General features: G+C 64.6%; 24 protein-coding genes. 8 read left to right on the top strand and 16 right to left on the bottom strand.

The features are described from left to right. Positions 1–104 precede the first annotated feature (104 nt). The 5 genes from QA635_RS16235 to QA635_RS16215 all read right to left on the bottom strand — a co-directional run bounded on the left by QA635_RS16235 (position 105) and on the right by QA635_RS16215 (position 2,290). A complete protein-coding gene (locus tag QA635_RS16235; RefSeq protein ID WP_283070286.1) occupies positions 105–608 on the bottom strand; it encodes a GNAT family N-acetyltransferase in 504 nt (167 codons plus the stop codon). A gap of 34 nt (positions 609–642) precedes the next feature. Then, a complete protein-coding gene (locus QA635_RS16230) occupies positions 643–1,074 on the bottom strand; it encodes a DUF1801 domain-containing protein (protein ID WP_283070285.1) in 432 nt (143 codons plus the stop codon). 39 nt (positions 1,075–1,113) lie between these two features. Next, positions 1,114–1,341 (bottom strand): hypothetical protein, encoded by a 228-nt coding sequence (locus QA635_RS16225; protein WP_283070283.1) that lies wholly within the window; start codon positions 1,339–1,341, stop codon positions 1,114–1,116. Positions 1,342–1,538: 197 nt separating this feature from the next. Then, positions 1,539–1,970: an SRPBCC family protein gene (locus QA635_RS16220; protein WP_225647911.1), complete on the bottom strand. Its 432-nt coding sequence runs from the start codon at positions 1,968–1,970 to the stop codon at positions 1,539–1,541. Continuing rightward, the gene (locus QA635_RS16215) at positions 1,967–2,290 is read right to left on the bottom strand and encodes an ArsR/SmtB family transcription factor (protein ID WP_016846748.1); all 324 of its coding nucleotides are present in this window, start codon (positions 2,288–2,290) and stop codon (positions 1,967–1,969) included. Before QA635_RS16215 ends, QA635_RS16220 begins: the two co-directional genes overlap by 4 nt. 771 nt (positions 2,291–3,061) lie before the next feature. Here QA635_RS16215 and QA635_RS16210 point away from each other — a divergent pair. Continuing rightward, positions 3,062–3,814 carry a carbonic anhydrase gene (locus tag QA635_RS16210; RefSeq protein ID WP_092084928.1) on the top strand — a complete coding sequence of 251 codons (753 nt, stop codon included), beginning with the start codon at positions 3,062–3,064 and terminating at the stop codon, positions 3,812–3,814. A 228-nt stretch (positions 3,815–4,042) separates the two neighbouring features. Here QA635_RS16210 and QA635_RS16205 read toward each other — a convergent pair whose 3' ends face one another. Then, a complete protein-coding gene (locus QA635_RS16205) occupies positions 4,043–4,828 on the bottom strand; it encodes a 2-keto-4-pentenoate hydratase (protein WP_225160158.1) in 786 nt (261 codons plus the stop codon). A gap of 108 nt (positions 4,829–4,936) precedes the next feature. Continuing rightward, complete coding sequence (locus QA635_RS16200; RefSeq protein ID WP_283070278.1) at positions 4,937–5,965, bottom strand: SDR family oxidoreductase; 1,029 nt, start codon at positions 5,963–5,965, stop codon at positions 4,937–4,939. A 98-nt stretch (positions 5,966–6,063) separates the two neighbouring features. Between QA635_RS16200 and QA635_RS16195 the strand changes: the two genes are divergently transcribed. Next, a complete protein-coding gene (locus tag QA635_RS16195) occupies positions 6,064–6,492 on the top strand; it encodes a winged helix-turn-helix transcriptional regulator (RefSeq protein ID WP_225160156.1) in 429 nt (142 codons plus the stop codon). An 81-nt stretch (positions 6,493–6,573) separates the two neighbouring features. Here QA635_RS16195 and QA635_RS16190 read toward each other — a convergent pair whose 3' ends face one another. From QA635_RS16190 to QA635_RS16180, 3 genes are all read right to left on the bottom strand, one after another. Further along, entirely contained in the window at positions 6,574–7,380 is an 807-nt protein-coding gene (locus QA635_RS16190; RefSeq protein WP_283070276.1) for a phytanoyl-CoA dioxygenase family protein, read from the bottom strand. Between the two features lie 238 nt (positions 7,381–7,618). Beyond that, entirely contained in the window at positions 7,619–7,984 is a 366-nt protein-coding gene (dksA, locus tag QA635_RS16185) for an RNA polymerase-binding protein DksA (RefSeq protein ID WP_170991616.1), read from the bottom strand. 210 nt (positions 7,985–8,194) lie between these two features. After that, positions 8,195–8,806: an NAD(P)-dependent oxidoreductase gene (locus QA635_RS16180; RefSeq protein WP_283070272.1), complete on the bottom strand. Its 612-nt coding sequence runs from the start codon at positions 8,804–8,806 to the stop codon at positions 8,195–8,197. A gap of 104 nt (positions 8,807–8,910) precedes the next feature. Here QA635_RS16180 and QA635_RS16175 point away from each other — a divergent pair, with 104 nt between their 5' ends. Continuing rightward, positions 8,911–9,297: a winged helix-turn-helix transcriptional regulator gene (locus QA635_RS16175; RefSeq protein ID WP_028337693.1), complete on the top strand. Its 387-nt coding sequence runs from the start codon at positions 8,911–8,913 to the stop codon at positions 9,295–9,297. Positions 9,298–9,347: 50 nt separating this feature from the next. Here QA635_RS16175 and QA635_RS16170 read toward each other — a convergent pair whose 3' ends face one another. Next, entirely contained in the window at positions 9,348–9,761 is a 414-nt protein-coding gene (locus QA635_RS16170; protein WP_057016669.1) for a flagellar assembly protein FliX, read from the bottom strand. Positions 9,762–10,029: 268 nt separating this feature from the next. Here QA635_RS16170 and QA635_RS16165 point away from each other — a divergent pair, with 268 nt between their 5' ends. The 4 genes from QA635_RS16165 to QA635_RS16150 all read left to right on the top strand — a co-directional run bounded on the left by QA635_RS16165 (position 10,030) and on the right by QA635_RS16150 (position 12,580). Continuing rightward, positions 10,030–11,154 carry a flagellar basal body P-ring protein FlgI gene (locus QA635_RS16165; protein ID WP_038385504.1) on the top strand — a complete coding sequence of 375 codons (1,125 nt, stop codon included), beginning with the start codon at positions 10,030–10,032 and terminating at the stop codon, positions 11,152–11,154. Next, on the top strand, positions 11,154–11,510 hold the full coding sequence (gene flgJ, locus QA635_RS16160) for a flagellar assembly peptidoglycan hydrolase FlgJ (RefSeq protein WP_425249163.1): 357 nt from the start codon (positions 11,154–11,156) through the stop codon (positions 11,508–11,510). Before QA635_RS16165 ends, flgJ begins: the two co-directional genes overlap by 1 nt. A 19-nt stretch (positions 11,511–11,529) precedes the next feature. Continuing rightward, on the top strand, positions 11,530–12,033 hold the full coding sequence (locus QA635_RS16155) for a hypothetical protein (protein WP_283070269.1): 504 nt from the start codon (positions 11,530–11,532) through the stop codon (positions 12,031–12,033). 160 nt (positions 12,034–12,193) lie between these two features. Beyond that, positions 12,194–12,580 (top strand): hypothetical protein, encoded by a 387-nt coding sequence (locus tag QA635_RS16150; RefSeq protein WP_028337698.1) that lies wholly within the window; start codon positions 12,194–12,196, stop codon positions 12,578–12,580. A gap of 18 nt (positions 12,581–12,598) precedes the next feature. On the opposite strand, the gene QA635_RS16145 is transcribed toward QA635_RS16150, so the two are convergent. The 3 genes from QA635_RS16145 to QA635_RS16135 form a co-directional block, all read right to left on the bottom strand. Beyond that, on the bottom strand, positions 12,599–12,964 hold the full coding sequence (locus QA635_RS16145) for a hypothetical protein (protein WP_016846761.1): 366 nt from the start codon (positions 12,962–12,964) through the stop codon (positions 12,599–12,601). A 28-nt stretch (positions 12,965–12,992) separates the two neighbouring features. Next, positions 12,993–13,358 (bottom strand): flagellar biosynthesis regulator FlaF, encoded by a 366-nt coding sequence (flaF, locus tag QA635_RS16140; RefSeq protein ID WP_016846762.1) that lies wholly within the window; start codon positions 13,356–13,358, stop codon positions 12,993–12,995. A gap of 207 nt (positions 13,359–13,565) precedes the next feature. Further along, positions 13,566–14,735, bottom strand: coding sequence for a flagellin N-terminal helical domain-containing protein (locus tag QA635_RS16135; protein WP_283070265.1), 1,170 nt, complete (start codon positions 14,733–14,735; stop codon positions 13,566–13,568). Positions 14,736–15,101: 366 nt separating this feature from the next. Here QA635_RS16135 and flbT point away from each other — a divergent pair, with 366 nt between their 5' ends. Further along, the gene (gene flbT, locus QA635_RS16130; protein ID WP_028337700.1) at positions 15,102–15,533 is read left to right on the top strand and encodes a flagellar biosynthesis repressor FlbT; all 432 of its coding nucleotides are present in this window, start codon (positions 15,102–15,104) and stop codon (positions 15,531–15,533) included. 136 nt (positions 15,534–15,669) lie between these two features. On the opposite strand, the gene QA635_RS16125 is transcribed toward flbT, so the two are convergent. Next, on the bottom strand, positions 15,670–17,553 hold the full coding sequence (locus tag QA635_RS16125; protein WP_283070261.1) for a flagellar protein: 1,884 nt from the start codon (positions 17,551–17,553) through the stop codon (positions 15,670–15,672). 7 nt (positions 17,554–17,560) lie between these two features. Beyond that, complete coding sequence (gene flgK, locus QA635_RS16120; RefSeq protein ID WP_283070259.1) at positions 17,561–19,438, bottom strand: flagellar hook-associated protein FlgK; 1,878 nt, start codon at positions 19,436–19,438, stop codon at positions 17,561–17,563. Positions 19,439–19,453: the final 15 nt, after the last annotated feature.

The following is a 19,453-nucleotide window of genomic DNA, read 5'->3' as shown; positions in this document are numbered from 1 at the left end:
TCGGTACACCGCTACAACCGGATGGATTTCATGTCCAATAGTGAACGGTTTATTTCGTTATATCTCTGAAAGGGGGAGTTGGGCTCCCATGCGCGAAGGCCCGGCTACTGACGGAGATCCAGCCTGTCGCTCAGGACAATGAAGACCTTGCCGCCGAAGTCGTATCGCGCGACCTCGCGCATGCCGAGGCGCAGATGCGCCTTCAGCGAGCGCGGATTGTCTTCCCTGATGAACAGGATTGCCTCGCGGCCGGGGGACGTCGCCTGAAGCTTCGCGTACAACGCCTCCAGCACGCCAAGGCCGCGCGCGTCCCGCGAAACGCACACCGGACCATAGACATACGCATCTTCTCGCCCCGGCCAGGCCTTCAGCATGGCCTGCACCGGCGGCGCCTCGCCATATCCCTTCTCCGACGTCAGGAGCGCGCCGAGCAGCCTGCCCTCATCGTCGGTCGCGACGACGATCGATTGCCCGCTTGCAATGCGCGTCTCGATCACCTCGCGCGGCCATTGCCCGAGCAGCATGCCGCCGTGCTCCCCGCTGTCGGCCGTCAACAGCGCGGAGATGACGGCCGCATCGGACAATGTGGCGAGCCTGGTCTTGATCATCACGGATGGATCGCCAGCACCATGGCGGCGCAGCTCACGCCTTCTTCTTCGCGGTTGCGCGGGTACCCGCGGCCTTCTTCGCCGGCTTCTTCGCAGATTTCCTGGATTTGGCCTGGTTAAGCTCGATCGCGGCACGAATGAGCGTCTTCAGCGCAGGGGCGTTGACCTTGTCGCCCTCGAACAGATCGATTGCGCGCCGCGCATTGCCCTCGAAGCCGGTGTTGAACAGTCTGTCGGGGTCCGGCAGCTGCGCGCCATACATGAAGGTCAGCTTGACCTTACCCTTGTGGGCATTGCCGACCGCGATGATGCCGTCGCGCGACCACACCGGGCTGCCCATCCACTTCCACTCCTCGATGATCTCAGGATCGGCGGCGAGGATGCTCTTGCGCAGGCTGGCGAGCGTCTTGCCGCGCCAGTCGGTGAGATCCTCGATCATCCGGTCGATACGTTCCGATGCCGTCATTATTCTTGCCTCGCGTTCTGAGCCTCCATGCAACCACACTCAGGACGCCGAGGTCGAGCCTCTCGCGATCCGCCGCGGCGACAGATAGGGCAACGCGAACAGATAAAGGCCGCTGAGCAGCATGAAGATCAGCGGGAACAGCGCCAGCAGGCCGATCCAGACCGCCTGCTGCTGCAGGACCATGGCGACGATGTTGATGATGACGGCAACCGTGAAGGCGATCGAGAGCCAGCGGTGCGATTGCCGGATCCAGTTGTTCCAGTTCAATGTGACCTCCTGTTGGATGATGTATGCACAATCGTCATTGCGAGGAGCTCGCGACAAAATTGCAGAGCAATTTTGCGCTGAAGCGACGAAGCAATCCATCTATCCGTGTATGCGGCACGATGGATTGCTTCGCGGAGCCTGTCATCGGGCGGCGCTATGCGCCGGCCCGTTGGCTCGCAATGACGAGAGAGAGACCGTCAACCTTCCCGCGCCATCAGCTGATCGAGATTCTCGAGGAACTGCTTCCATCCGGCATGGGCGCCGCCATAGGCCTGCTTCTGATGCGGCTGGAAGCCGGACTGCTCGACGCGCAGATGGGTGCCGGTCGCCGTCGGCGTCAGCGTGAAGACCACGACGCTCTCGAGATTGTAGGCGGCATCCGCATGCGCGAAATTCCAAGTGTAGGACAGCGTCCTGTGCGGCTCCACAGTGAGCACCTTGCAGTCCAGCACGCCGCCCCACTCGCCGCGCAGGTTGAAGCTGTGCCCGACCTCCGGCTTGAAATCGTTCTTCATCAGCCACTCCTCCATCAGATGCGGTTGGGTCAGCGCGCGCCAGAGCTTTTCCGGCGGATGAGGAAATTCACGCTCGACGATCGCGGAGCGCGTTTCAGCGGTGGTCTTGTTCATTGGTCCATCCTTTTGAGGAGATCTTCGAGGTGGTCGAACCGGTTCTGCCAGAAGCCCGCCATCTGGCTGGTCCAGTCGATCAGCGGCGCCAGCGCGCCGAGTTGCGCGCTGTAATGGGTCTGCCTGCCTTCATGGCGGTCGCGCACCAGTCCGGCCTGCTTCAGCACACCGAGATGCTTCGACACCGCCGGCTGCGAGATCCTGGCGCGGGCCGTCAGCGCGCCGACGGTCTGCTCGCCCTCGCGGCACAGGCGCTCGAAGATGGCCCGGCGGGTCGGGTCTGCGAGGGTTCGAAACAGGATGTCATGAGCGTCCGGCATTTGCGATCAATAACCCGTTGGTTATGGATTGACGTATAGCCAGCCAGCTATGGATGAGTCAATCGCAAACTTCGGCGGCTCGACAGCGGCCGCGCCACCTGAGTTTTTCCGGCGCGATGGCACGACAAGACCGCCCGCGCCTTTCATAACCCGCAGGTTATCCGGCGGCGCCGATCGGCCCGTCGGGCAAATCCGGGCGGAACGAAGAGCAAAGCTCGGGCAAATCATGTCGCGAGAATGCGGAAGTTTGACTCACAACGCGCAACACATTCCATGTCGTCTTGGCGAAAGCCAGGACCCATTACCCCAAATGAGAGTTGTTGCGCGATGCTGAGCCACGATCCCTTTCATCATCAGGTGCGGTGGTGGGTCCTGGCATTCGCCAGGACGACGATCGTGTGTGTGGAATCCGCTCTGTCATCACCCGGCTCGCCGCCTCCGCTGAAGCTTCGGCGCGCCAAGGATGCATGGCCTCGCCGAAGCCTTGGCGAAGACGGGACCGGGCGATCCAATACGCCGCGGCCTCTCGGCTCAAGCACAGCCGTCTCTGCAATACTGGATCACCCGCTTTCGCTTTAGCGGGTCATCACACCGCGCTGTTTGACATCTTGAATTGCGACTCGTCCTCACCGTCATCCCTGCCTAGTGCGCAATTGCACATGGGAGCAGGGACCGAGCATGAAACCGTGTCGTTGCGGTGGCACTGCGCATGATCTACAACCTTTGCACGGACGCGATCGCTATTCCCGGATAATTTTACGGAGATTTTTGATGTGCCAGCTTTGCGAAATCACAGCTCCCACCCAGACCTCCCGGCGCCGCTTCCTCGCTGCCGCGGCCTGCACCGCCGCCAGCCTCGCCCTTGCCCCGCCGGTTTCCGCCAAGGAAACCAAATCGCCGCCGAAGCCGCAGAATGTGCTGGCGCCGGACGCGGCGCTGGAGCGGCTGGTGAAGGGCAATCACCGCTATGTCGAAGGCGTCTCGCGGCGGCATGATTTCAAGCACGAGCGCGAGGCGCTGGCCGGCGGACAGAATCCGTTCGCCGGCATCCTGAGTTGCGCGGACTCCCGCATCGCACCGGAATACGCCTTCGACACCGGCCGCGGCGATCTGTTCGTCTGCCGCATCGCCGGCAATTTCGCCAGCGACGAGACCATCGCGAGCCTGGAATATGCATCGGCCGTGCTCAACGTGCCGCTGTTCATGGTGCTCGGCCACGACAGCTGCGGGGCGGTCGACGCCGCCATCAAGTCGCTGAAGGACAACACCACCCTGCCCGGCCATCTGCCCTCGCTGGTCAATGCGATCGCACCGGCGGTGAAGGCGACCGAGGGCAAGGGAGGCGACCGCCTTGCCAACGCCATCAGGCAGAACGTCATCGACAACGTCGCGAAGCTGAAATCGGCGACGCCGATCCTTAGCGCCGCGGTCGATCAGGGCAAGCTCAGGGTGGTCGGCGCAGTTTATCGGCTGACCGACGGCAAGGTCGAGCTCGTCACCGACGTCAAACGTCCGGCGACTTGAAAGTCAGGTGAATTCAGTAAAAGTCAGGTCAAGGTCGCGCTGCACACTCGGTGTCGTCCCTGCGAAAGCAGGGACCCATACCCCCCGGCGGTTGTCGTGAACCGCGCTCGTCGTTCCCGCGCCGTGCAACAATCAGCATTCGTGGTTATGGGTCCCTGCTCCCGTGCGCAATTGCGCACTAGGCAGGGACGACATCTTTATGTGGAGCCAGGCTCGCACAACGTCGCCTCAGGTGAATGTCGCTTCCACCTTGCCGAGGCCGTCGAGCTCCATCACGACCGTGTCGCCCGCGTTCAGCCACACCGTCTTGACCAGGCTGCCGGTCAGCACGATCTGGCCGGCATGCAGGCCGCGGCCTTCAGTAGCGAGATGATTGGCGAGCCAGGCGAGCGCGTTGTGGGGGTGCCCGAGCACGTCGGCGCCGGTGCCGCGGCCTTCTTCCTTGCCGTTGACGATCGCGCGTCCCGCGACCGCGCGCAGATCGGGCACGGTGATGCGCGGCACCTCCTCCCCGAGCACGCAACCGGCGGCGAAGAAGTCGTCGGCAATCAGCGTCGGCGCGCCCAATGTCTCCCATTTGACGTAGCGGTCGTCGACGATCTCGATCGCGGGATAGTAGGCATCGATCGCTTCCGCGACCCATTCGGCGGTGAACGGCGCCTCGCTGGGAGCGAGATTGCGGGCGAGCCGCACCGCGATCTCGCACTCGACGCCGACATGGACGAACTCGGCCGCCGGCAGCCGCACGCCGCTGTCATGCACGACCTTCTCGAACACGCCACCGACGCAGGGGTGCGGGATGTTGATATATTCCTGCATCACCGCGCTGGTGCAGCCGATCTTGTAGCCGACGAGGCTGCCGACGTGTGGCTGCATCAGAGCGTGCAGCGCGTACTGCACCTGATAGCCTTCGGCCTCGTCGCGCGGCACCACGTCCTTCGGAAGCGCCTTGAGCGGCGCCCGGCTGCGGCGCGCGCTGGCAATCGCCTTTGCGGCCGCGAGGACCCGATCCATCTGCGCAGCCTCCCTGGTGTTCTCGGCGGCGCGGTGGCGCCTCCGTCTGCTGGCTGCAATTCAGCACTCGCCGACGCGTCTGGCAAGCACGCTGCACGGGAGCTGCCGTCAGCCCTTGACGAGGCCGAGCCGGATCAGGCTCTCGGCGGTCGCGACGATCATCTCCTCATTGCCGCGCGGGCGCCAGCCGAGCAGGTGCTGCGCCTTGGCGCTGGTCGCGCGGCGCACCTTGCCGAGCAGCGGGAGCGCGGCACGGGCCATCGGGTTGCGCCGTGCGGCGAGCCGCATCATCCAGTCCGGCGCCTGGAACCGCGGCACGCGCCGCGCCTTGCTGCCGAGCTTTGCGCGCAGCACCCGGGCGACCCCGAGGATCGACATGGTCTCGCCGGCGACCGCCAGGAAGCGCTCACCGCTGGCCTCGGGCGACATCATGGCGCGCAGATGCAGGTCGGCGACATCGCGGACGTCAACGAGGCCGAAATGGATCCGCGGCACCGCCGGCATCGCGCCGTCGAGCAGCGCCTTGATGATGCCGATCGACTCGGAGAAATCGGCACCGAGCGCCGGGCCGAACACCGCGGTGGGGTTGACCACGGCAAGCTCGAGGCCATTGCCTTGGCGCGCGACGAAATCCCAGGCGGCGCGCTCGGCCAGCGTCTTGGATTTCGGATAGGCCTGCACGCCCTCGCCATCGAGATTGGACCATACGGTCTCGTTGAAGGGCGCTGCCTGCGGCGGATGGCCGTAACCGATTGCCGCGAACGACGACGTCACGACCACGCGCTTGACGCCGGCGTCACGCGCGGCGCGCAACACCCGCAGCGTGCCTTCCCGCGCCGGGACGATCAACTCGTTCTCGTCCTCGGGCACATAGGCGCCGAGCGGCGATGCGACATGCAGCACGTAGTCGCACCCGGTGGCCGCCTCGCGCCAACCGTCGTCGCGCAGCAGGTCGGCGGTGACGAAGCCGACCTGGTCGGGCGCCAGCGCGCCACCCTCGCGCAGCATCGCGATCACGTCGTTGCTGCGACCCGGATTGCGCACCGTCGTTCGCACCGCATGCCCGTCGGCAAGCAGGTGCAGGATGGTATGCGCGCCGATGAAACCCGATCCGCCTGTGACCAAAACCGTGCTCATGTCCCTGCCCTCTTCATGGTTCGGCGGATGGGCCCAACATTGCACTGCCCGCCCTGCACAGGCCGCATCTGGTCACTATCTGACCTTGGACAAGTAGGATGAAATTCGAGACCGGTATGGAAAACAATACCAGCGATATGTGTGACGGCGGTGAATGCGAGAGCTGCCCCACCGACCCCAATGTGCTGATCGAATTCAAGCACGCGATCCACGCGCTCGGGGGAAAATGGAAGCTCGAGATCCTGTTCACGCTGATGAATGGCGGCGTGCGGTTCGGCGCGCTGCGCCGCGCGCTCGCGCCGATCACCCAGCACATGCTGACCGCACAGCTGCGCGAGCTCGAGCGCGACGGCCTGGTGGCGCGCAAGGTGCTCGCCGAGAAGCCGCTGCAGGTCGAATACGAGCTGACGGATTCGGCCTGGAGCCTGACGCCGGCGTTCCGCGAATTGCTGGCATGGTCGAAGACGTTCGGCCCGCGCCGCAATAGCGCGGCAAGCACGACGACGCTCGGAGCCGGACTGACCTGAACGTCGTCTCGCCATAAACCGTTTCGACATAGGAATTACATTCCCTCTCCCGCTTGCGGGTCCGAGGCGCATCATCGGACTTCACTTCATGCCAAGCGCCTGCCGGATCGCGATCTCGACCGGCGAATACGCACCGTCCGCACGTTCCAGCCGGTACGGTTCGCCGGCAGCGAGCGATGGCTGCGCCATGAAGCGCGGCGTCGTGCCCCGATGCTTCTGCGCGGCATGCACCAGCAACGGATGACACAGATAGACCGTGCCGGCCTCCCCGGTCGCGAGCGCGACCTCGCAGTCGGCGCCGACATCGTCGAGCACCATCCGTGCGCGCCCGGCCTCGCCCGCCGGCGCGAGGTAGCGGGCCATCGGCCAATGCGAGCCGACCCTGATCCGGGTTGGCGCATCGTCCTCGCCGACGTCGGAGAACAGGAACAGCAGCAACAGCGCCCGGCCGCGCGAGACGACATTGGCCCGCCAGGCGGAGAAGTCGCTGCGCTCGTTCGGGTCGCAATCCTCGCCGGGGAAGCTGACGTCGACGTGCCAGCCGGCATCGCCGGGATCGTCCGGATGCGGGAAGCGCACCGGAAAGGTTCCGATGTCGGCGCGCGGGCGCCAGTGGCCGGGACCGGCGATCTGGTCGAACGCCCGGTGCAGCAGCGGCGTGTTGATCGCTTCGCGAAACGGCGTGCCGCCGTACCCCGGCAACCGGATCACCGGTTGGGTCCAAGTCAAAGGGTCGTGCTCGCTGCGCGACAAGTCGCGCCACATGATGGCGCGTCCCCGGTCGGCGAGTTCCCGGGGAAAGGCGCTGTCGATCCGGACAAAGCCCTGTTGGATGAATTGCTCGATCTGCGCGCCGTCAAGCGCACGCGCGTCGTTTCGATGGGTCATGATTGTCTCTCAAACTGTCGCCAGCCATCGATGCTCCGCGCTGCGCGGAACCTGACCGGCTCATTCGGTTTCACTGGAATCCCAGGAGCGAAAGCTCGTGGGGCCGCTCAGCGCTTCCAGGAGGAAGCGGGATCAGCCCAGGAAAAACACCGAAGCGATGTTGAGAGTGCGTGTCATCATAGCGGCGCGAACGTACAACCGGTACGCGCCGGTAGCAATCCGTGGCGATCCGTCGCCACTATTCGTCGCGATAGACCTTCTCGCGCTTCTCGTGGCGTTCCTGCGCCTCCACCGACAGCGTTGCGATCGGGCGGGCTTCGAGCCGCTTCAGCGAGATCGGTTCACCGGTCTCTTCGCAATAGCCGTAGGTGTTGTCTTCGATGCGCTGGAGCGCCGCGTCGATCTTGGAGATCAGTTTGCGCTGACGGTCGCGGGCACGAAGTTCGATCGCGCGGTCGGTTTCCGAGGACGCTCGGTCCGCGAGGTCGGGATGATTGACGTTCTCTTCCTGCAACGTCTGCAACGTGACCTTCGATTCGCGGAGGATTTCATCCTTCCAGGCCAGCAGCTTGGCGCGGAAATAGTCGCGCTGCCGCTCATTCATGAAAGGCTCTTTTTCAGTCGGCCGGTAGTTCTTCAGCTTTTCCAAAGGCAGCCATGTCCCTGTCAGGCGGAGGGAACACAACCCTTCCGCGCGGCGCCTTATATAGCCACGTCATGTGACAGACAATATCTGCCACCGCGAAAGGAGGGCCGCCCCCAAGGCCTTGCACAGGCAAACTTATCCGGCCTGCCCGGGGACGGCCCTGCCCCCTCAATAACCGACCGTGAAACGCCGGCGGATATGGGCCGGACGCTCGATTTCGTCGGCGAGTGCAACTGCGAAATCCTCGAACGAGATCGAGCTTTTGCCGTCGGCTGCGGTCAGGAGCTGGTCGGTTCCGAGGCGGAACTTGCCGGTCCGCTCGCCCGCCACGAACAGCGCCGAGGGCGACAAGAAGGTCCAGTTCAGGTCCTTCTCCTGGCGCAGCAGGTCGAGGAATTCAGCCCCCTTGGAGGCCTCGGCCTTGTATTGGGGCGGAAAGTTGGGGGTGGTCACCAGGCGGACGCCCGGCGCCACGTCAAGGCTGCCGGCGCCGCCGACCACGAGATAGCGGCCGACTTCGGATGCCTTGGCAGCCCCGATCAGCTTGGCGGGGTCGCTGACCAGGAAATGGATTGAACTGATCGCGGCATCGTGGCCGGCCCACAGCGCGGCCAAGGCGGCCTGGTCGTTCGCGTCACCCTTGCGGGCGGTGACATTGGGCAGGCCGGCGATCTTCTCCGGGTTGCGGGCGATGGCGGTGACGGCGTGGCCGCGGCGGGCGAGTTCCGCGGTGATACGCGAGCCGGCCTGGCCGGACGCGCCGGCGATGGCGATCTTCATCTCAAGTCTCCGATTGATGGTTTCCAATGGTGACTAGATAGCGAAATGGATGTAGGTGTGAAGAAGGCACTCTCGTCTCACCTGATCACGCCGGAGTAACCGCGATGAAAGCCACGAGCCTCAAGCCGGACGCCTATGCCGCCAATTGCCCGACGCGCCAGATCCTCGACCGGGTCGGCGACAAATGGGCGGTGCTGATCCTGCTGCTGCTGCGCAGCGAGCCGATGCGCTTCAACCAGCTCCGACGCGCGATCGAAGGCATCTCGCAGAAGATGCTGTCGCAGGTGCTGAAAAGCCTGGAGCGCGACGGGCTGCTGCGTCGCCGGGCGATCGCAACGGTGCCGGTGACGGTGGAGTATTCAATCACGCCGCTCGGATCGACGCTCGCCGAAGCCGTCGATCCGCTGCGCGACTGGGCCGAACGGAATCTGAAGGACGTGCTGGCCGCGCAGCGCCGCTACGACGCGCAGCGCAAGGCGCTAGCGGCCTGAGGCACCGCAGGCAATGGCGGCGTGGGACAGGTGAGTTGATCGGGAGGAGCCTAGTATTGCCCGGCCTTGGCGAGCTCGACCTCGACGCGCAGTTCGATCTCACCGAGCACGGCATCGAGACCGGGATCGCCGGAAGATTCCTTCAGGCTCGCCGCGGCGTCACGCAGCCGGTTCACCGTGGAGGAATCGAAATTGCCGGACAGCAGACCGAGCTTGAGCGCATCGAGCACGTCGAGCGCGCCCTTGCCGCGGGCCACCGAGCGCTTGCGGCGCTCGGTCGGGTCCTCGACGCCCTGCAGCGCGAGCAGCGCATCGAGGCTGGCGGCGGCCTTCGGCGCCGCGGTGGAGCGCACCTCCTCCTGCGCGGTCGTCGCATCCGGCAGCGAGAAGCCGCTCGACGAGGTGCGCCGCGTGGCGCTGGTGGACGTGCCAAGCGTGGTGCCGTTCGGTCCGTAGATGCGCATCGTCGTGATGATCCCGCAGGCCTGAATGGGCCGAGCATCGCTGTTTTATGGTTAACGACGCGTAAACGACCCGGCAATTTCTGCCGCCGCGCGGCAGTTTCGCGCTCCCTGGCGAACCGGAGCAAAACGACGGTCAGACAATTTCGATAAATATATCAACACATTGCCGAAGCGAAGCGGAGTGGCACGCAGCTCGCATGGTTAATGGCGGATCGCCGTCATGGGAGTGTCGCGCAATCCGCGAGTTCAGTTTGAGGGGAGCATCGGGATGCCCGGCATCCGCATCGCAAATCTGTTCGGAGTGGCCTGCGCCGCGCTGCTGGCGCTGGCGGCCTCCGTCATGCCGGCGGCCGCGACGTCGCGGATCAAGGATCTCGCCAATATCGAGGGCGTGCGCCAGAACCAGCTGATCGGCTACGGCCTCGTGGTCGGCCTCAACGGCACCGGCGATACGCTCAACAACATCCCCTTCACCAAGCAATCGCTGCAGGCGATGCTCGAGCGCATGGGCGTTAACATCCGCGGCGCCACCATCCGCACCGGCAACGTCGCCGCCGTGATGGTGACCGGCAATCTGCCGGCGTTCGGCACCCAGGGCACGCGCATGGACGTCACCGTCTCGGCGCTCGGCGATGCCAAGAACCTGCAGGGCGGCACCCTGCTCGTCACCCCCCTGCTCGGCGCCGACGGCAATGTCTATGCGGTGGCGCAGGGATCGGTGGCGGTCGCCGGCTTCGCGGCCGAAGGTGCCGCCGCCAGTGTCGTGCGCGGCGTGCCGACCGTCGGCCGGATCGCCAACGGCGCCATCATCGAGCGCGAGATCGAGTTCGCGCTCAACCGCCTGCCCAATGTGCGCCTCGCGCTGCGCAACGCCGACTTCACCACCGCCAAGCGGATCGCTGCTGCGGTCAACGACTATCTCGGCGTCAAGACCGCCGAGCCGATCGATCCCTCCACGGTGCAGCTTGCGATCCCGACGGAGTTCAAGGGCAACGTCGTCGCCTTCCTGACCGAGATCGAGCAGCTGCAGGTCGATCCCGATCTGGTGGCAAAGATCGTGATCGACGAGCGTTCCGGCATCATCGTGATGGGCCGCGACGTCCGCGTCGCCACCGTCGCCGTCGCGCAGGGCAATCTCACCGTCTCGATCTCCGAGAGTCCGCAGGTCAGCCAGCCCAATCCGCTGTCGCGCGGCCGAACAGTCGTGACACCGCGCACCAGCGTCGGCGTCAGCGAGGACGGCAAGAAGTTCGCCGTGGTCAAGGACGGCGTCTCGCTGCAGCAGCTGGTCGACGGCCTCAACGGCCTCGGCATCGGACCGCGCGACCTCATCAGCATCCTGCAGGCGATCAAGGCCGCCGGCGCGATCGAAGCCGACATCGAGGTGATGTGATGGCGAGTCTGATCGACAGCACCACCGGCAGCATGCCGAACAAGGCGTTGATGCCGATGTTCAACGGCCGCCCCGATCCCGTGCTGCAGGACGCGCTGAAGAAGGTGACGCCGCAGCAGGCCGCCAAGGCGAAGGCGACCGCGACCGATTTCGAATCGATGTTCCTGAATTCGATGTTCTCGCAGATGACGACCGGCCTGAAGGGCGATGGCCCGTACGGCGACACCGTCGGCACCGGCGCATGGCGGTCGATGCTGACCGACGAATACTCGAAGAACTTCGCCAAGGCCGGCGGCGTCGGCATTTCCAACGAAGTGTTCCGCTCGCTGATCCTGCAGCAGGCGAACAAGAGCTAGGGTTTCAAGGAGCAGTGCGATGAACCAGCGTCCACAGCAGCCGCGGCCAGCAGCATCCGCCTCCGCCGCGCGGTCCGCGACGTCGACGCCGCCGGACGTCGCGCGTCTCGCCAACGAGCTGACCGAAGTGATGAGCGGCCTGCTCGCCGTCATCGAGCAGGAGACCGAGTTCGTCCGCGCCGGCAAGATCCGCGAGGGCATGCGGCTCGAGCCGCAGAAGTCCGAGCTGTCGCGGCGCTACATGCTCGCGGTGGAGCATCTGAAATCGATGCAGAAGATGCTGTCGCAGACCGATCCCGAGCTGCTCGCGACGCTGCGCCGTCATCACGAGACGTTCCGCGCCATGCTGCAGGTCAATTTGACCGTGCTTGCAACGGCGCATGCCGTCTCCGAAGGCATCGTGCGCGGCGTCAATGCCGAGGTGCAGCGCCGCAACATTCCGAACACCTATACCGCGAGCGGACAGCGCGCCACGCCGGGCCCCCGCAACATGACGCCGATCGCGATCAGCCGCACGCTCTGACGCCTACGCCTACAATTTAGCTCAATTCGATGCCGCCCCGGCAGCGCGGCATTCAGCGTGTTTTCTAACAGCCTATTGAGAGGTTCCCCGTAGAGTTGCGGATCGTGAGGGGTTGGGATTTGACTCAAGCAAACTAGTGCTTGTGCACTACGAGGCTGCCATGAGTACAGATTTCAACATCAAGCCGGTGGGGGCACCGGTCGCGGCGCCGATGGTCTCTCCCACGAGCGATACGGCGCAGAAGGCGGTCAAGACTGAACTGCCGGCGAGCCAGAGCGTCACCGCTCCGGAGCCGAGCGTGCGCGTCACCATCGATCCCAACGCCGTCAACGCATCGATTTCAAATCAGGCTCCGTCGGTCAGCGACCAGGTCATCATCGACCGCGACGCGCGCGCCGTGGTCTATCAGGTGGTCGACAATCGCACGAATTTGGTGGTGAGGCAGTTTCCGGAAGAAGCCGTATTGCGCCGCCGCGCCTATTTCCACGCGCTCGATCTCAGCAAGGACGCGCCGACGCGGGTGCGCGCCACCGATCGCCGCGCCTAGGCGCGGAGCAACGACCGCTCAGGTCTTCTGCGTGGCGTAGGCCTTGTCGAGATAGGTCGCGCCGGTGGCCGGATCGGTGACGACGTTGGCGATCAACGCCGTCCCCTGCTGCACCAGCGCGAACTTGGTATCGCCGATCCTGAACCCGCCATCCTTGATCAGCACGTCCTGATACTTGCTGGTGCCGTCGCTCTGGTAGTGGACCTTGGCGCGGAAGCCATCGACGTTCGACACCGAGATGTTGAACGACTTGTTGTTGGCGTACTTGCCGCTCCAGCTGCCCTCATAGAGGTTCGGATCGACGGCCACATAGGGCGTCTTCGACGGGACCGTCAGGCCGGCGGCCTTGTAGTTGGCCGACAGGATGCTCAACACGTCGGCCATGCCGAGGGCTCCGTCAGGAATCGATCGATCAGCCGCGACCCGAGAGGCCGGCAGCGATATTGCAGTTGATATCGATCAGCGACTTCAGTTTCGCCGGATCCGGATTCATCTGGATGTCGACGGTCTGCTTCATCACGAACACGCCGATATTGGCGATGTTCTGGCGAATCTCGAGCGGCTGCGGATTGTCGTCGCCCTGCGCGGCGCTGAGAAAGATCGACCACAGCCGGCGGTTGAACAGCAACGCGTGATCGAGCGCCTTGTCGGGACCGTTCCAGTTCGTCTGGACTTCCTGCAGCTGCCGCGCGGCCTTCAACAGCGCCTGCGCTTCGATTTCACGTGGGGACGCCGTCGTCGTGGAGGTACGAGCGTAGGCCTGGGCTGCATTCGACATTCAATGACCTCGATGGGATGCGGATTTCTCGAGCCGCGAAGACGCAATTCTAGCGCCCGATATTTATGCATCCGGCGCCTTTAAATATGGTTAGCAGGCGTTACGAAATGCGTCGTTCTGACGGCATGGACAGACACCGTAATATCCCGGAGACAAAAGAAAACGGCGGGGTTTCCCCCGCCGTTCTCGAAGCAATTGCCGGCGCGCTTAGCGGAGCAGTTGCAGCACGCTCTGCTGGCTCTGGTTGGCGAGCGCCAGCGCGGAGACCGCTATCGACTGGCGGGTCGACAGCGCCTGGCTGTTGGCCGCTTCCTCGTTGGTGTCGGCCAGCGTCAGGTTGGACGAACCGGTCTGCAGCACGTTGATCAGGTTCTTCGAGAAGTCCTGACGGATCTGCACGATCGACAGGTTCGAACCGAGCGTCGAGGCTTCGCTGCGCAACGCGGAGCTCGCCGAGCTCAGCGACGAGATGACGCTGTTCGCCGAGTTGTTGTCGAGGAAGTCGGTGCCGGCGGTCAGCGCCTTCAGACCGAGGCCGCTGGCATTGAAGGTGACGCCGGTGATGCTGAGCGTCGACTTTCCGGTCTCGTTGAAAGTCAGCTTCAGGCTGTCGCCGTTCAACAGGTTGATGCCGTTGAACGAGGCGTCCTGCGCCGTGGTCGTGATCTGCGCGATGGTGTTGTTGTACTGCGTCACCAGAGCGGCGCGCGCCGACTGCGACGCCTGGTCGGCAACCGGGGCCGTGCCGGCCGCGCTGAAGGTCGCGGTGCCGCCGCCGGTGTTGGTGAAGGTCACCGCACCGATCGTCGAGGACGCCGCGTCATTGGTCGTGGTGATGACGAGCTTGTTGGAGCTGTCGAGGCTCGCCGTCAGGTTGCTGGCCGCCAGCGACGTGTTCAGCTGCGCCAGCGACGTGCTCGCCCCGAAGGTGAAGCTGAAGGCGGGTTGGCCGGCCGAAGCCGCGATCGCCAGCACGTCGCCGCTCTTGATCGTGGTGCCGTCGACGAGGTTGGCAGACGTGCCGCCGAGCGCCGCAGTCGAGGTGACCTGCGACCTGGTGGTGTAGCCGGTCGGGCTCTGCAGCACCTGGTTGGCGATCGACTTCGCGGTATCGACCAGCTTCTGCAGCGAGGTGATGCCGGTGTTGGCGGCCTGCAGCACCTGCACACCGTTGCCGATGCCGTCGAGCAGGTTGTTGATGTCGCTGGCGCGGTTGTCGAGCGCCTGCGCGGTGAAGAAGTTGGTCGGGTTGTCGAGCGCCGTGTTGACCTTCTTGCCGGTGGCAAGGCGGTTCTGCGTCGTGGAGAGCAGATCGGCGGTGGACTGGAGGGAGAGGAGGTTCTGACGAACCGAGGAGGAGAGAATGATATCGGACATTTTCATACCTTTCTGGTGTGAAACTGAGGAAAAAGCCGCTCCAATCCTTTCTGATCGGGCGGATGGCCGATCCTGCGGTCTGGCCGCGAAGGAAAACGAAATCTCCGGCGCGGCATTTGAGACAAAGGCCGAAGAATAAAATTGTCGCCATTGGGCGAGGTTCACCCTGAAAACTACTGAGACGACTGACAATTCCGGCCAGATAACGACGCCAGCGCCCGCCTCTCGTTCACCAAGCATTAACCATCATGGGAAAGGATCACTGTCGCATCGGCCCCTGCCCGCAACGGCGGCTGCTAAGCAGTGCCGAACCACTTCGCTCCGCCAGCGAAGACGTCGCGCGACTGCAGGCAAAGGAGAACGGTCATGGCCCTGAAGGTCGAACTCAAACCGAACGAACGCATCATCGTCGGCAATTGCGTGATCACCAACACCGACCAGCGCGCCCGCCTGCTGATCGACGGCGACCGCATCCCGATCCTGCGCGAGAAGGATATCCTGACGCCCGAGACCGCGGACACGCCGGCGAAGCTGATCTATCTGGCCGTGCAGCTGATGTATCTGTCGCCGGACCCGATGGCGCACCACCCGACCTATTTCAGTCTGGTGCGCGACATCATCACCGCGATGCCGAGCGCGTGGCCCTTCATCGAAAGCGTCAACAACTTCATCCTCAACGGCGACCTCTATCACGCGTTGAAGGAATCCAAGAAGCTGATCGCACACGAAGAGAAGCTGCTGGAAACCGCGCGCGACCAGCAGAACGCCGAGCGCGACGACACACGCAAGAGCGCGTAAAGCCTCTTGTTTTGACGCGCTTTCTTCACGCGAACCGGCGTCCGCTTCGCTTGAGAACGCTCCAGCCCCACTCGCCTGAACGAAAAAGGCCTCCGCGCGGAGGCCTTTTTGCTGGCTGGAGTTCAGGGGCGCGCGATCAGCTGATCGGCAGGTATTTCAGCAGCGTCGTCTGATACAGCATCGACGTGGTCTGGTACGACGCCTGCAAGCTGGTTTGCAGCGCCAGGATCTTGGTCGCGACCTCGTCCTGATTGACGCCCTCGACCGAGTCGAGCATCGTTTCCGCCATCCCCTTGAGCTGGGTCTGCCGATCGGTGGCCGCCTTGGTCGCGGTCTGGGCACCGGCGAATTCGGCCTGCACGTCCTGGATCTGCTGCTGACCGTTTTGCGGGGCGAGGTTGGCGCTCACGCGCTGCGCGAGCGCCGTCACCTGCGCGCTCGCATTCGGGTTGCTGGCGTTGGTGGTGACGGCTGCGTACACCGCGACGTTCTGCAGCAAATAGCGGAAGGCCTGTTCGTTGGCGCGCGCGCCATACTGCACGGTGATCGACTGATCGACCTGGGCGACCGCGGTGCCGCGCGCCGACCCCGGGCCATCCTCGCCGGTGTACCAGTAGACGGTGTTGTCGGGCGTGCCCGCGACCAGGTTGGTGGCGGTGTCGAACGGCGGTCCCCCTACCCTCAGCGGCGCCGGCGCTGCGGTGGTGTTGTTGGCGATGCCGAGCGCGCCGAGTGCGGCCGTATTGGAGCTCGAGATCGACAGGCTCTCGCCGTCGGCGCCGTGCAGGGTGATCGCGCCGTTGCTGATGGTCGACGGGTTCTTGGTGCCGCTGATCTGGTCGATCTTGGCCATCAGCGTCTGCACGCTGTCGGTGACGTTGACCTGGTTGCCGGTGGCGCCCGAGGCCACGAAGGTGATCGGCGTGCCGTTCACCGTGATGGTATCGCCGGCGGCAAAGCTCGTCGACAGCGAGTCGGTGCCCGCCGCCCCCGACAGCGCCGTGGCGCCGCTGATCGGCGCCGGCGGCGTGTTCCGGTTGTTGACCGCGGCGCCCGAGACGGTCGCGACCGGATTGAAGAAATTGTTCGATGCCGCGACCGCGGACGCCGCGACCAGCGACGTGTCGCTCAACGTCTTGATCGACGAGGTCAGCGTCGACTGCAGGTTGGCCGTCGTCGCCGCGGTGTCGGTACCGATCAGGAACGAGCCGGCGGGCGGCGGGTTCGTCGTCGTCGCCGTGAGTTCGATCGCTTCGGTGGTGCCGTCGGGCAGTGTGAAGTTGAACTTGATCTTGTCGCCGTCCTTCGGATTGACGGCGCCGAGATCGACCGAAGCCGATTTCGGCGTGCCGGTCGGCTGCGTCACCGTGGCGCCGCCCGTCAACGACGACTGCACCGACAAGAGCTTCAGGCCGAACGGCGAGCCGTCCTCGGCGATACTCGTGACCGTCGTGGTCGCCGGCGGCGACGAGACGCTCAGGCGGCCCATCATGCCGGCGCCCTGATCGGCCTGCTTGCGCTCATTGATGAGCTGCGAGAGCCCGGCCTGGGTTGCCGTGCCCTTGAGCATGGTATCGGCGGACACCGTGGCCGGCGTATCCATCGCACGGCCGGAAAACAGATAGCGGTCGCCCGACTGGCTGTTCAGCATCGCGACCGCGTTGGCGAAGGCCGCCTGCGCCGTGATCTGGCCCGAGGTCTGACCGCTGTCGTTGAGCGTCAGCGTCGCCGTCGTCGCGGCGTTCTTCACCTGGGTCCCGACGTCGGACAGGCCCTGCAAGGTGAGGTTCGCGACACTCAGGCGCGTGTTGAGGTTGGTGGCGGTATCGGAGAACGCGTTGATGCCGCTGATCTGCGCGCGCAGGCTGAGCGCGAAACCGCGATCGAGCCCCTGCCCCGCATAGGTGGTCGATACCTTGCCGGTCGCAAGCTGCGTGGTCAGGTCATTGAGCTGATTTCGCAGGTTGAGGATCGTGGTGCCGATATAGGAAGTTCTGCCGCTGACGCCGTCGATCGACATGTTACCCTCACGTGAGCTGCAGCAGCGCGTCGTACATCTGCTTGATCGACGACATCACGCGCGCATTGGCGGAATAGGCGTTCTGCAGCGAAAGCAGATGCGCCATCTCCTCGTCCATGTTGACGCCGGAGGTCGAGTCCATCTTGGTCTGCAGCGTGTTCAGTACGACGTCCTGGCCGTCAGCGAGTTGCTTCGCGGCGGTCGCGGACTCGCCCTGCTGGCTGATGAACTGCTTGGCAAAGTTCAGCAGCGTGCCGGTGAACGGCGCGCCTGACGTGCCAAGGCCGGTCTGCGGCGAATAGCTGTACGAGGCGTTCGACAGCTGGTTCAGGACGAGGTTGGCGCGCGTGGTGTCGCCGGCCGGCGTCTGCGGATTGGTCGAGTAAACCACCATGCGCGAGGGATCGCCGATCAGGCCGGTGTTGACGCTGATGCGCGCGGCAAGGCCGGTGGTCTGCGAGCCGTTCGCGGTGATCGCGCCGGTGTAGAGCCCGCCATTGTCGGTGAACAGCGGAAGGTGCGGATCGCCCGAGGTCAGCGACGAAACCGTCGACGTGACCGACGCCGCGGTCACATCGGCCTTGTTGGCGGCGCCGTCGTCGAGCACGCGCAGTGTCGACCCGGACGGATTGGAGAATTGCAGGCCGGTTCCGCCGAGTGCGCCGTTGAGCTGCGACAGCACCGAGCTCATGCCGCCGGAGAAATCGATGCCCAGCACCTCGTCGTTCGGATCGACGGTCGCGGTATTGCTCAGCGGCAGCACGCTCGGATCGTCGACGCGGATGATCGACAGATTGTGCGTGAGGCCGGTGGTGTTGTCCTTGTAGGAGACGTGGATGGTGTTGCCGTTCTGCAGCCCCGAGAGGTCGAGGTCGAAGCCGGACTGCGCCCCCGCCGTCGCCGCGGTGCCCGCGGTCGTCTTGTCCGACAACGCACTCGACATCGCGGCGGCGAACTGATCGATCTGTGTCTGGGCCTGCGCCAGCGTGTTGTCGCGCAACTCGAGATAGGCGGCGATCTTGCCGGAGCGAATCGAGTTGGTCGACACCATGTCATAGGTGCCGCCATGCGGGAACGTGATGGTGATGGTGCCGACCGTGCTCTTGGTCGGGTCGGTATTGTACAACGTGTTGGGCGTCATCGTGCCCTGGGCGTTGAAGCTGAGCGTCGCGGCCTCGGTGCCGACCAGCTGCACGCCGGAATTGGTGAACACGCTCACCTGGTTCTGGCTGTTGGTGACGGTGCGGATGTCCATCAGCTGCGAGAGCTGCGTGACGTAGCGGTCGCGCTGATCGAGCAATGCCGCGGTCGAGGCGTCGGTCGTGCCGCCATTGGCCGCCAGCTGGACATTGAGGCGAGCAATCTGCTGCAACGCATTGTTGGCGCTGTTGATGGAGTCGCTGATGCCGGCCTCGGCGTTGGCGCGCAGCGTCTGGATTCCCTGCGAGGTCGCGTTGAGCTGCTGCGCCATCGATTGCGCGGCATTGATCACGCCGATGCGGGCCGACTGCGATTCCGGGCTGGTCGACAGCCCCTGCAGCGCGGTCAGGAACTTGTTGTAGGCGTCCTCGATCGTGCCGGTGGAGTCGGGATTGCCGTACACGCCCTGCAGATTGGCCAGGAAATCCGAGCGGACGTCGGCATAGGCCGCGCCCGACGTCTCGGTGCGAAGCTGGGTCTGCAGGAATTCGTCGAGCTGGCGGTTGACGCCGGCGATGAGGACGCTCGATCCGAACTGGCCGGTGGTGCCGGTAGTCTGGTTCAGCGTCTTCCTGACGTAGCCGGGCGTCTCCGCGTTGGCGACGTTCGACGACACGAGCGAGAGCGAGGCCTGCGTGGCGCGCAGGCCCGACATCGCGGTGGAAAGGGCTTGGCTCAAACCCATGATGTGTACTCGCCT

This window comes from Bradyrhizobium brasilense (genome assembly GCF_029714345.1).
Classification (GTDB): Bacteria; Pseudomonadota; Alphaproteobacteria; order Rhizobiales; family Xanthobacteraceae; genus Bradyrhizobium; species Bradyrhizobium australafricanum.
The sequence above is the reverse complement of the archived record's forward strand: the minus strand, read 5'-3'. Positions and strand labels throughout refer to the sequence as shown.